Source organism: Chryseobacterium formosum, from assembly GCF_026460885.1.
Taxonomy (GTDB): Bacteria; Bacteroidota; Bacteroidia; order Flavobacteriales; family Weeksellaceae; genus Chryseobacterium; species Chryseobacterium formosus.
The window spans coordinates 39,359-51,375 of sequence record NZ_JAOVZW010000005.1; the positions used below are offsets into that span (position 1 = coordinate 39,359).

The following is a 12,017-nucleotide window of genomic DNA, read 5'->3' on the forward strand; positions in this document are numbered from 1 at the left end:
CACGAATTCACGAATGATTTTGAGATAGAGTATCAAATATTCGTGCATTCGTGGCATTTTTAAAAAATAATAATTTGCTAAATTAAAAATGAAAAAATATATTGTCACTTTTTTGTTTTCAGTATTTGCCGTTCTATCTGTTACTGCACAATCGAAAACTAACCCTCAATTATCAAAACTATATCAGAATTACATTTCTGTAAAATCTGCTTTAGCGTCTGATGATTTTAAGAAAACTTCGGTTGCAGCCGGAGAATTTTTGAAAACAGCTTCTTCACTGAATTCAAAAACTTTGGATGAGAAAAAGTTGAATGCTTTAAAATCTGATGCAAAAACAATTTCTGTGGCGAAAAATATTGAGGCACAAAGAAAACCTTTTTATAAATTATCTGAAGTGATGATTTCTGTTGCCAATGAAAATAAAATCTCTGAAAAAACCATTTATGTACAATATTGTCCGATGGCGGAAGGAAGCTGGCTGAGTAATGAAAAACAGATTATCAATCCTTATTATGGAAGTTCGATGCTGAAATGTGGCTCTGTAAAATCTGAAATAAAATAAATTAGAAGAAACTCAAAGCGAGTTTCTTTTTTTATAGCTCCAGTTTTAAAATCTTTTCAATCATTTTCTGATTCATACTTTCAGGAATCGAACGCATGAGAAAATTCCTCAGTTGATTTCCCTTTTCCCATTGCGATATTTTGCCAATCGTCCAGCTGTTTTTAACGATATAATCTACTTTTTTTCGCCTTATTTTCTGAAATTCCTCAAAAACTGAATTGAAGTTTTTATTCTTTTCTAAAAACTTTCCAAGTACATACGCATCTTCAATCGACTGACAAGCGCCTTGTCCCATATTCGGAGTTGTTGCATGAGCTGCATCGCCAATTAAACAAAGATTTTCGGCATACCATTTTGGAATAGGAGTGAGGTCGATAATATCGTTGAGAATAATGTTTTCTTTTTTTGTTGATTCTAAAATTTCTAAAACTAATGGATCAAAATCAATGAATGTATTAAGTAAATCAAGATTTTCTTCGAATTTATTTTCATTCACTAAAGCGTACCAATATACTTTTGTATCTGAAATTTTCACAAAACCAAAACGTTTTCCTTTTCCCCAGATTTCTAAAGCGTGATGAAGATATTTTTCAGGAAGATTAAAATTGGTTAATCCACGCCAACATTTTTGTCCAGCATTTCTAATGTTTCCTATTTTAAAAATCTGATTTCTGATTTTAGAATGAATTCCATCTGTTCCGAAAACGATTTCACTTTCAATCACATTTCCATTTTCAAATTCCAAAAAATAATTTTCTTTCTTTTGAATTTGCTGTAAGGAGTGTTCTAATTTAATATTTTCAAAACCTAAATTTTCAGCCAAAATATTTTGAAGTTCGGCACGGTGAATCGCCACATTGCATGAATTGAATTTCTTTTCTAAAGCTAGAACATCAGTTGTAGAAATGGTTTTCAGCTTTTCATCGGTAATAAATATTCCATGAATTTTATTTCCTCTGCTTTCAATTTTTTCTTTTAAACCTAATTTCTCAAAAATCTGCATTGCATTCACCGCCATCATAATTCCGGCTCCGACAGGTTTTATTTCTGGTGCAGATTCATAAATGGTAAAATCTAAATGGTGTTGCTTCAGAATATTTCCTAAAGTTAAACCGCCAATTCCGGCTCCGATGATTGAGATTTCATTCATTTATTGGTTCTTAATTATTATAATTTTAATTCTGATTCTAAAATTCATAAGCCACGGATGTACGAATAATTTAAATAATTTTCGATAAAAATTAGTGCATTAGTGGCAGAAAAAAAATTAAGTTGTAGAGTTCATTGGACAATTCTTGCAAATTATGAAATGTTCTAATAAAAATCTGCAAAATCCTACAAATTTGCGTGAGATTTTAATTTTTCAAATTAGTTGAAGAAACTTTCAAATTTGTAACAAAAAAAAACGGAGCCTGAAAAATTCAAGCTCCGCCAATAATTATTTAAACTAAAAATTATTTACCTAAATAAGACTTCAAAATCTTACTTCTGGTATTGTGTTTCAGTCTTTTGATCGCTTTTTCTTTGATCTGACGAACTCTTTCTCTTGTAAGGTCAAAAGTTTCTCCGATTTCTTCCAAAGTCATTGGATGTTTTCCGTTTAATCCGAAATACAATCTTACCAAATCAGCCTCTCTTGGTGTCAAAGTATTTAGTGCTCTTTCAATTTCAATCTGAAGAGATTCAAGCATCAAATCTTTATCCGGACTTGGAGATTCTCCAGAACGAAGTACATCATATAAGTTAGAATCTTCACCTTCAACCAATGGTGCATCCATAGACAAGTGTCTTCCGGAGTTTTTCATTGATTCTTTGATGTCTTCTTCACTCATGTCAAGAACTTCAGCCAATTCTTCAGGAGAAGGTGGTCTTTCGTTTTCTTGCTCAAGGTGTGCGTACGCTTTGTTGATTTTGTTGATTGAACCAATTTTGTTCAATGGCAATCTTACAATTCTCGACTGTTCTGCCAAAGCCTGTAAAATTGACTGACGAATCCACCAAACTGCATAAGAGATAAATTTGAAACCTCTGGTTTCGTCATATCTTTTTGCAGCTTTCATTAATCCTAAATTCCCTTCATTGATCAAATCGGGAAGAGAAAGTCCTTGGTTTTGGTATTGTTTAGATACTGAAACTACGAAACGAAGGTTGGCTTTAATTAATTTCTCCAATGCGACTCTATCGCCTGCACGGATTTTTTGTGCCAAATCTACTTCTTCGTCTGCTGTAATCAGTTCTACTTTACCAATTTCCTGCAAATACTTGTCTAATGAAGCGGTTTCCCTGTTGGTAACCTGCTTGGTTATTTTTAATTGTCTCATTTATTCTGTTCTCAAAAATAGAGTTGCTATTATATTATACGTTTGAAACAATAAAAAGGTTACACACATCACAATATTTTTTCTTGAGTTCTTTTGAAAGAGGAAAATTAGTTGTAAATTATTCCGCTTAGCCCTTCTGAAATCTTTTTTGTAAGATTTTAATTTTTACAAGCTATTTCCCGCTATCCACTGTATCTTTTTGGTAGCAGTCTCCTCTTCGTTCCGCCCGCAACCAAAAAGGATGTCGTTTCTATCGGGGCTATGGTTCAGCCATAAATTCAACATTCGAAAAAATACCCAAATAGTTTTTCATCCTGAAAGAATTTAAATTGAATCTTTTCATTCTCCGTTTTAATAATATATTGAGATGCTTTCAGCATGACAAAGTATGTGAAAAAATATTATTTTAAAAACAGAAAAAGCGAAACCGAAGTTCCGCTTTAGTATTTTAAGTGATAATTAAAAACTAACTTTTAAAATTCACCATTGACCATTCATTTTTTTAGAACAAATCGTTCAACAACTTCGCCAATCTCAAACCTCCGTAAAGAAGCTGTCTTTCCATCACATCATTAAATTTATATTGATAATCGTAAGACAATCTTGAGTCATCCGGAGTTTGCGCATAGATTTTATTAGCAATCTGATGAGAATCGTATAACCAGTTTTCTAATGTTCCGGATTGAATTTGCTTTACTTCGTCTTTCGTTTTAATATCTAAAAGCTTTGCATATTCTGTGTAGCTGTATTTTTGTGAATCAACCAATTTTCCATCCCAAACTGAATGTAAATTTGTTTTTTCTCCAAAATAAGTAACGTTGATTTTGTTTCCTCCCAAATCTTCAGATCTTCCAGTATGCATTGGTTGTGCTAAATCTCCCATCATATGAATAAGGAAAATCAAAGCAATTTTTCTGTCTTTTTCAGAAGTTTTTTCATCCTTAATCTGGCTAGACAAAACTTTAATCTGCGAATAAAGATTTGCTCCTGCCTGAGCTTTCAGGTCTTTTTCGAAAGCTGTAAAATCTGTTTTTGGATCAATGTTTACATAATGCCAAGCTGAAGCCTGTTTCCAAGCTCCTGTTGTATCAGATTTAATAAAATCCGGCCAGTTTGCCCAATATGCCATTCTTTCCTGCCCCAACATTTTTCTGATTTCTCGCTTTGCCTTTCCGGAAAGATGATTTTCTGCAATTTCTGCAATCACTCTGTGCCCCGTTAATCCCCATGCATACGAATAAACCGAGCTTGCAATGAATGCTAAAAGCAAAATTTTAGAATAAATACTTTTCATTTCTTTAATTAATTTTCGAGTTGCAAAGATAAGTCAGCCTTATGGAAATTTAGGTTTAAAATGATTATTTGTTGGTTGTTGCACTGTTAATTTTATGTAAAACTCATATTTAAATTTTGGGTTTAATTTTAGTTATAATTTAAGAAAGATTAATACATTAGAAAATCAATGATTTAGATGTAATTTTAGCTTCAAGCATAAAAATTTAGTACAAATACTTTTTCAATATAAAGAGATATTTTATCTTTACGATACCAATCATGATCACAGAATATAAATATGTACGATAATAGCACGATAGATATGCATTACAACAAGCTGCAGACAGACTTTAGAGCTGAAGCAGTTGCTGTAAATCTCCTAAAATATCATAGGTCTGTAAGCAATATTTTTATTGAAAGAATAGGAATAAATGACAGAGCTTATCTTAAAGATATAAAAAGTATTTCTAGCCATTATTTAGGCTTTGACGAGGAAGTTTTGAATATAAAAACATACCGTGAAGGAATCTACGATTATCTTCCGGAAGGTCTTTTCCATCCACCTTCACTCAATACTTCAAGAAAAAATGTAGAAAGTGTTGTAAAAGAAATCCGTAAACAGAAGAGAGTAGAAGATGATGCCAGAAAATTTTTCAGACCTTTTGAGCTGGAAGTTTTCTTTACAGAAATCAGTGCTTTGCTGAAAGAATATGATTTTGATTTAGCAAGTGATACAGATTCTCTTCTTCATATTTTCAGCGAACTCTGGCCGATCATCAAGATGCTTGATAAGCAGAATGCCTATATTTTTCTTCATATTTTGCCTTTTTTTCACAATATCAGAGGTGATAAAAAATGGTTTGAACGTTGTATGACCGCTTTCTTGAAAGTTCCTGTGGAAATTACTTTTACACCCAACGAAATCGATAGGATGAAAGAAGATGATTCTTCAATTCTTTTAGGAAATTCGAGATTGGGAGTAACTTACATTGCAAGCGGAAAACACATGGATGGCGAAAGAAATTGGATTGTAAATATTGGTCCGATTCCCTATGACGAGATGAAAAATTACATTCCCGGAAATCCTTTCAGGAAAGTTCTGCGAGCTTTGTACGATTATTGCCTTCCTGTTTCTGTAGATATTGAAGAAAATTTTATTACAGAAAAAAAAGACTATTCTTTTGTGCTGGAAGACGATCAAAGAAATGCAAACAGGCTCGGTTATTCTACGTTTCTGTAAAATATTTTAATTATATTTACATTTCATCAATCAACTAAATATTAAAAGAAATAAATGGAAATTTCTTCAGTAAAAGGTATATTTTTAAGGTATATTTTGGTGCCGCTTATTGCTGTCATAATGATGGTGATTTTGGGTGTAATCAGAAAAAATCAACCTGCTGTAAAGATAAGAGTCATTATTGTGTATGTACTTTTATGCAGTTTGTGTCTTGCATTGCCTGGTTTTTTCGGTTTTGCAGGAAATTCATTTAATCCTTATTGGTATTTAATTTCACAGATTATTTATCTCGTTTTCGGGATTATCCATGTGAATTTAATGCATAATTTCTTCAGAAAACATTTTAAATCACAGACAACAAGTATTTTATTTGAATCGGTTTTATCAGTGACATGCGCTCTTGTAGGAGCTTATCTTTTCGTTTTGATTTTCGGATGGATCAGTAAAGGAGCGGGATATCCTGTAATGTCTGCAACCAGCGTTCTGATATTTTTTGTGCCGATCGTTTTCTATTATTGTTACATTATGTTTATCAGTATTCCGGTTGATATCTATAAAACTTGGAGATATTCTCCAGACCAAAAACCACCAGATTTTGACGGAGCAGATTTTGGCCGTTTAATGGTTTTAAATGTTGAATTGAGTAAAAATCTGGAAGACGCAAACCGTTTTAGAATTAAGGCTAAAACTCTACCGACCGGAGTAACATTTGGAGACTGGTTTTTCAGAGTTGTAGACGATTATAACCATAAAAATCCAAAATCGATTATTCATTTGACTAACGAACAAAAAGAATCTTATTACTGGATATTTTACACGAAAAAATCGTTTTTCAGCTTTAGAAAATACATTGATTTCGATCAAGATATTACTACAAATACAATTTCTGAGAACGAAGTTGTTGTCTGTAAGAGAGTAATTCAGCACGAAGAAGAAGGAAAAAAATAAATCAAATCACACCAATAAAAATATTACAATATGATACAGCCCATAAAACATTTTGCTATCAACTGGGTTGATGGAATGAAGGTCTCACAAAGACATCTTAATGATCAGGATAATTTTTTAATAGATACAATAAGAGATGCAAATTCTCTTGCGATTACCAATTATAACTATGGTTTGCTACCATTATCGAATGAATTTACAGATAAAACGATCTTTGATGTTCATAATACAGCGACCAACGATGTTCAACTGTTTATCAAAAACTGCAGCGCTGTAACTTTGGCTGGATACAGATTGGAACTAAAAGATAGAAGAGTCAGCGTTAAAACTTTGGCTAAATCTTTAAATATCGATGAAAATCAAATGGATGGAGAATATTACATTCTAATATCTGTAAATCCTTTTGATAAAGTGCCTTTCGGAGATATTGATCCTGAAGAAATTCCGCCGAGACATCCAAATGCGCATTCTAACTATCATATCGAATTGCTTCCGGTAAGTTCGTTGAACAGCAATTATTCTGGAGGAAATTACTTAGTTGTCGGGAAAGTTGATTTTAAAGGAAATATTGCGCAGGTGAATACCAACTTTATTCCGCCTTGTACATCGATTCAGAGTCATCCTGTATTGATTGATTACTACAACGGATTTGCAAAATCGATTGGAAATTTACAACAATATGCATTCAAAATCATTCAGAAAGCTTCCCATAAAAATCAAAACACTTCTTTAGCGTTAAATGTAAAAGCGTTGTGTAATGTTTTGGTGAATACTTTTGGAGATATGTATTTTCAGTTCAGAAATATTATTCCGTATCAACCGCCGGTTTTTTTAATTGAAACTTTTGCAAAATTAGCCTTAAGAATGTACAATTCAACTCAGATTTTAGTTCCAGGAGAATTGGAAGAAATGCTGAATTATAGTTTAGAATGGAGCGAAATTGCACCTCATACTTTACTGAATCAGCTTTCAACAGTTGCAGAAACGAATTATGACCATCACAATTCGGGTGAACCACTTTTACACATCAGTCTGATGCTGAAAAGTCTTGAAAATATTTTCTCAAAACTGAGTGAGCTTGATTACATCGGACAGAGAAAAGAAAACATTATTGTCAACGAACAGGAGGTTTCTTCAAATACCAATCCGAAGAGAGGTTGGAGTGTTTTAGACTAAAAATAAATTTCAAAATAGATAAATCCCGATACTTCAAATTCGGGATTTTTTGTATAAAATTGTCAATTAAAATCTCAAATAAATCTGCGCTATCTGCGTGAACTATATTTTGAATTTTATCTATCGCAGATTTTACAGATTTAGCAGATTTTTGAGTTTAAAAAATAAAAAATGAATACAGATAAAATAAGACAGGAAATAAGAGGATTATCAGACGGAAAATTATTTTTCAACAATGCAGGTTCATCATTAATGCCCAATATTGTGGTAGATTCTATGATTGATTATCTTCAACAAGAGGAACAGTTTGGAGGATATGAAGTTGCTAATAGAAATGCAGATTTACTTGAAAATTTTTATACAGAAACTGCCAAACTTATCAATTGTAAACCATCGAATATTGCTTTTATGACAAGTGCTACAGAAGCCTTTGCAAAGGCACTTTCAAGCATTATTTTTAAAGAAGGAGATATAATTATTACCACAGTTGATGACTATATTTCCAATCAGATTACCTTTATTTCACTTCAAAAAAGGTTAAATGTAAAAATTATCAGGATTAAAAAGCTTGAAGATAACGGACTTGATTTAGAAGAACTGGAAAATTTAATTAAAGTTCATCAACCTAAATTAGTTGCTGTTACTCATATTCCGACCAATTCAGGCTTGATTCAGGATGTTGAAAGTGTCGGAAAAATCTGCCGTCAATATGATGTTTTGTATTTGGCAGATTGTTGCCAATCGGTCGGACAAATGGTTGTTGATGTCGAAAAAATAGGCTGTGACTTCCTTACTGCAACCGGGAGAAAATTTATGAGAGGACCAAGAGGAAGCGGATTCTTATATGTTTCAGACCGAGTTTTGGAACAGGATTATGCTCCGGTTTTATTGGATATGAGAGGAGCGCATTGGTCTGAATTTGATAATTATGAATTATTTAAAACAGCCAAAAGATTTGAACATTGGGAAGTTTCTTATGCTGCCGTTTTAGGAATGATGGAAGCTGTAAAATATGCCAACAATATTGGTTTAAGTCAAATTGAAAATTACAACAGAAATTTAGCTGAAATACTTAGAACAAATCTTGCAGAAAGTGGTTTCAAAGTTTTAGATATTGGGCAAAATTTAAGCGCTATCGTCACTTTTTGCGGACCGGATAATGATTTGGAAAATATTCAAAACGTTTTGAGAGAAAATAATGTTTTCTTTTCGGCAAGCTACAAACATTCTGCATTGATTGATTTTACCGATAAAAAAGTTGACGGAGCAGTACGACTTTCACCCCATTATTTCAACACCTCAGAGGAAATCGAAAGAGTTTCTGAAATCCTGAGTAAGAGTTTAAAATAAATTATTTATCATGTATTATTTAAAAATATATTTTTGGTCTTTGCTGAGTGAAATCGAAGATTCGACGTAGTCAAACGCCTTTGCGAACGAAAAAATATGAATAACAATATTTAAAAAATTTTTGCGCTCTTTGCGTTAAAATTAAGAGTTAAGATAAAGCATCGAATTAATTACTTTTCATTAAATTCGTGAAAAATCAAAAAGAAAATGAAGATCAAGTTAACCATCTGTCTCCTTGCGTTTCTCAATTTTTATGAAGCTCAGGAAAATATTACGTATCAAAAACCATCTGCTGAAATTCTTAAATTGGCAGATTATGACAGACCACCAAGTGTTTTGACCAATTCGAAAAAAGATTGGGTAATTTTTACTTACCGTCCGACTTACAAAACTTTGGATGATCTCAATCAGCAGGAAATGAAGTTGGGAGGCTTAAGAATCAATCCGGTGACGAATATTTCGAGTTCAATTACGTATTCCAACAATTTGAAAGTTCGTAAGATGAATGATAAAACGGAAATTCAGGTTAAAAATTTACCTGTAAACCCTAAAATTACTAATACATCATTTTCACCGGACGAAAAGAAATTAGCTTTCACCAATACAACCGATAAAGGTGTTGAACTTTGGGTAATTGATTTAGAAACAGCAACGGCTAAAAAAATTACTAAAGATAATCTGAATGCCAATTTGGGAAATCCATATACTTGGATGAAAGATTCTCAGAGCTTTTTAATTAAAGTTTTGCCCGAAAATAGAGGGCAGCTCATCGATTCTTCAAAAGATCTTCCAACTGGTCCGATTGTTTCTACGGCAGACGGAAAAGTTTCGCAAAACAGAACGTATCAGGATTTGCTTAAAAATCCGCAGGATGAGAAGAATTTTGAAACGCTTACCAACTCAGAATTGTTTCATGTAGATTTGAATGGTAATCTTAAAAAATTCAAGGATAAAGATATTTATGCAGGTCTGAGTTATTCTCCCGATGGAAATTACTTAATGGCAACGACAATTAAAAAACCGTTTTCTTACATCGTTCCTTTGAGCAGATTTCCTTCGACTGCAAAAGTGTATGATGCCAAAGGAGTAGAAGTAAAGGTGGTAAATGAAGTTCCGCTTACCGAGATTATGCCGAAAGGTTTTTCATCGGTTAGAATCGGAAAAAGAGATATGACGTGGAGAGCAGATCAACCAGCAACTTTGGTTTTTGCTGAAGCTTTGGATGGTGGAGATCAGTCTAAAACCGTTGATTTCAGAGATGAAATTTTCACATGGAATGCTCCGTTTAATGAACAGCCAAAATCTTTCTTTAAAACAAAACAGAGATATGAAGGAACAAGTTGGACAAATAATCACTACGCAATTGTTTCTGAAGGTTGGTACGATACCAGAAATACAAAATCTTATCTGGTTGATTTAAATGATGGTAAATCTCAGGTAATTGAAGACAGAAATTATCAGGATGTTTACAATGATCCGGGAAATTTCAACACAACTAAAAATGAGTTCGGAAGATATGTTATCGACATGAAAGGTGAAAAATCATATCTAATCGGAGCCGGATTTACAAAAGAAGGACAACATCCTTTCATAGATGAAATGGATATGAAATCTTTAAAAAAGAAAAGACTCTACACATCAAATCTTAAAGGAGCAAAAGAAGAAATCATCGATATTCTTGATGCTAAAAAAGGAGAGGTGTTAACAATTCAGCAGTCGGCAAGTCAGTATCCAAATTACTATAAGAAAAATATTAAATCTAATAAATCTGAGCCTGTTACGAATTTTGCCAATCCGTTTGAAAGTATCAAAGATGTTTATAAAGAAGTAATTACCTACAAAAGAAATGACGGAGTAACTTTAACGGGAACTCTTTATTTACCTGCAAATTATGACAGAAAAGCAAAAAAAGAAAAACTTCCGTTGTTAATTTGGGCATATCCTACAGAATATAAAGACAAAAACACAGCAGGACAGAATACTCAGAATCCGAACGATTTTACGTTCCCATATTACGGTTCGTTTGTATATTGGACTACGAAAGGTTATGCCGTATTGGATGATGCAGCGTTCCCGATTATCGGTGAAGGAAAAACAGAACCAAATGACACTTTCATTCCACAATTGGTTGACAATGGAAAAGCAGCCATTGATGCAGTAGACCAATTAGGATATATCGACCGAAAAAAAGTTGCAGTTGGAGGACATTCTTATGGTGCATTTATGACGGCAAACCTTTTGACACACTCCAAAGATTATGCTTGTGGAATTGCGAGAAGTGGAGCGTATAACAGAACTTTGACACCTTTTGGTTTCCAAAGTGAACAAAGAAATTATTGGGATGTTCCGGAAATTTATAATACGATGTCTCCTTTTATGAATGCAGATAAAATGAAAACGCCGATGTTGCTTGTTCATGGTGATGCAGACAACAATCCGGGAACATTTACTTTACAGACCGAAAGATATTTCCAGGCTTTGAAAAATCTTGGTGCTCCGGTGAGAATGGTGCTTCTTCCCAAAGAATCTCACGGTTATGCCGCAAAAGAAAATATTCTTCATTTGCTTTGGGAACAAGATCAGTTTTTGGAGAAATGTTTGAAAAAATAATTATACTTAAAACTCGTTCTTTGGAGCGAGTTTTTTATTTAATTTGTATTAAAATTGATAACATGCCAATCATAAGACGTTCAGAACAAAAAAGACAAACACTTGAAGATTTTTATAAAGAATTTATACCTAAACCTGAAGATGCGTTCGGAGATGTTGGAACACCAATGTTAGAAGTACTTGATTTTTTAAATCTAAGTTTTGAAAATACTATTGTTTATGGATTAACGTCACATGATCACTTGCTTTTATTTAATAGTGATAAAAGCGATGACTATTATGTTTCAATTGTTGGTTATAAATCTAAATACTATAATGAGTTTATTATCGAATATGTACTTCCTAGTGACAAAAGTCCATGGGAAGGTGCTGTAGTGAGAGGAGGGACAGCTGAATGGGAAGATTTCAAAAAGATGATTATTATTTCTATGACTGAATCTGGTGGGTGGAAAAATAATCCCGAATTAGAAGAGTATGTAAAAAATTATAAATAAACCTGTTTAAACTTTTATTTTTCTAAGGAATAAAATTGAGA

10 protein-coding genes are annotated in these 12,017 nt (G+C 32.8%); 7 read left to right on the top strand and 3 right to left on the bottom strand.

What is annotated here, in order from left to right:
• Nucleotides 1-88 precede the first annotated feature (88 nt).
• Nucleotides 89-562: a DUF3347 domain-containing protein gene (locus OF897_RS06015; RefSeq protein WP_267264786.1), complete on the top strand. Its 474-nt coding sequence runs from the start codon at nt 89-91 to the stop codon at nt 560-562.
• Between the two features lie 31 nt (nt 563-593).
• Here the strand turns inward: OF897_RS06015 and OF897_RS06020 are convergent, their stop codons facing one another.
• The 3 genes from OF897_RS06020 to OF897_RS06030 form a co-directional block, all read right to left on the bottom strand.
• Nucleotides 594-1,712 (bottom strand): FAD-dependent monooxygenase, encoded by a 1,119-nt coding sequence (locus OF897_RS06020; protein WP_267264787.1) that lies wholly within the window; start codon nt 1,710-1,712, stop codon nt 594-596.
• 304 nt (nt 1,713-2,016) lie between these two features.
• Complete coding sequence (locus OF897_RS06025) at nt 2,017-2,883, bottom strand: sigma-70 family RNA polymerase sigma factor (protein WP_034757900.1); 867 nt, start codon at nt 2,881-2,883, stop codon at nt 2,017-2,019.
• 502 nt (nt 2,884-3,385) lie between these two features.
• Nucleotides 3,386-4,177, bottom strand: a complete 792-nt coding sequence (locus OF897_RS06030) for a S1/P1 nuclease (protein WP_267264788.1) — start codon at nt 4,175-4,177, stop codon at nt 3,386-3,388.
• Between the two features lie 279 nt (nt 4,178-4,456).
• Here OF897_RS06030 and OF897_RS06035 point away from each other — a divergent pair, with 279 nt between their 5' ends.
• From OF897_RS06035 to OF897_RS06060, 6 genes are all read left to right on the top strand, one after another.
• On the top strand, nt 4,457-5,398 hold the full coding sequence (locus OF897_RS06035; protein WP_267264789.1) for a type VI secretion system baseplate subunit TssG: 942 nt from the start codon (nt 4,457-4,459) through the stop codon (nt 5,396-5,398).
• Nucleotides 5,399-5,452: 54 nt separating this feature from the next.
• Nucleotides 5,453-6,346, top strand: coding sequence for a TssN family type VI secretion system protein (locus OF897_RS06040; RefSeq protein WP_267264790.1), 894 nt, complete (start codon nt 5,453-5,455; stop codon nt 6,344-6,346).
• A gap of 30 nt (nt 6,347-6,376) precedes the next feature.
• Nucleotides 6,377-7,522: a hypothetical protein gene (locus OF897_RS06045; RefSeq protein ID WP_267264791.1), complete on the top strand. Its 1,146-nt coding sequence runs from the start codon at nt 6,377-6,379 to the stop codon at nt 7,520-7,522.
• 171 nt (nt 7,523-7,693) lie between these two features.
• On the top strand, nt 7,694-8,872 hold the full coding sequence (locus OF897_RS06050; protein ID WP_267264792.1) for an aminotransferase class V-fold PLP-dependent enzyme: 1,179 nt from the start codon (nt 7,694-7,696) through the stop codon (nt 8,870-8,872).
• Nucleotides 8,873-9,079: 207 nt separating this feature from the next.
• On the top strand, nt 9,080-11,482 hold the full coding sequence (locus tag OF897_RS06055) for an alpha/beta hydrolase family protein (RefSeq protein WP_267264793.1): 2,403 nt from the start codon (nt 9,080-9,082) through the stop codon (nt 11,480-11,482).
• 62 nt (nt 11,483-11,544) lie between these two features.
• Nucleotides 11,545-11,976, top strand: a complete 432-nt coding sequence (locus OF897_RS06060) for a hypothetical protein (RefSeq protein ID WP_267264794.1) — start codon at nt 11,545-11,547, stop codon at nt 11,974-11,976.
• The last annotated feature ends 41 nt before the right edge of the window (nt 11,977-12,017 follow it).

What these genes read in the sequence shown, in the direction of transcription:
- OF897_RS06030 (WP_267264788.1), bottom strand. Translation starts at nt 4,177, where the DNA reads ATGAAAAGTATTTATTCTAAAATTTTGCTTTTAGCATTCATTGCAAGC.
- OF897_RS06025 (WP_034757900.1), bottom strand. Translation starts at nt 2,883, where the DNA reads ATGAGACAATTAAAAATAACCAAGCAGGTTACCAACAGGGAAACCGCT.
- OF897_RS06050 (WP_267264792.1), top strand. Translation starts at nt 7,694, where the DNA reads ATGAATACAGATAAAATAAGACAGGAAATAAGAGGATTATCAGACGGA.
- OF897_RS06055 (WP_267264793.1), top strand. Translation starts at nt 9,080, where the DNA reads ATGAAGATCAAGTTAACCATCTGTCTCCTTGCGTTTCTCAATTTTTAT.
- OF897_RS06045 (WP_267264791.1), top strand. Translation starts at nt 6,377, where the DNA reads ATGATACAGCCCATAAAACATTTTGCTATCAACTGGGTTGATGGAATG.
- OF897_RS06060 (WP_267264794.1), top strand. Translation starts at nt 11,545, where the DNA reads ATGCCAATCATAAGACGTTCAGAACAAAAAAGACAAACACTTGAAGAT.
- OF897_RS06020 (WP_267264787.1), bottom strand. Translation starts at nt 1,712, where the DNA reads ATGAATGAAATCTCAATCATCGGAGCCGGAATTGGCGGTTTAACTTTA.
- OF897_RS06015 (WP_267264786.1), top strand. Translation starts at nt 89, where the DNA reads ATGAAAAAATATATTGTCACTTTTTTGTTTTCAGTATTTGCCGTTCTA.
- OF897_RS06040 (WP_267264790.1), top strand. Translation starts at nt 5,453, where the DNA reads ATGGAAATTTCTTCAGTAAAAGGTATATTTTTAAGGTATATTTTGGTG.
- OF897_RS06035 (WP_267264789.1), top strand. Translation starts at nt 4,457, where the DNA reads ATGTACGATAATAGCACGATAGATATGCATTACAACAAGCTGCAGACA.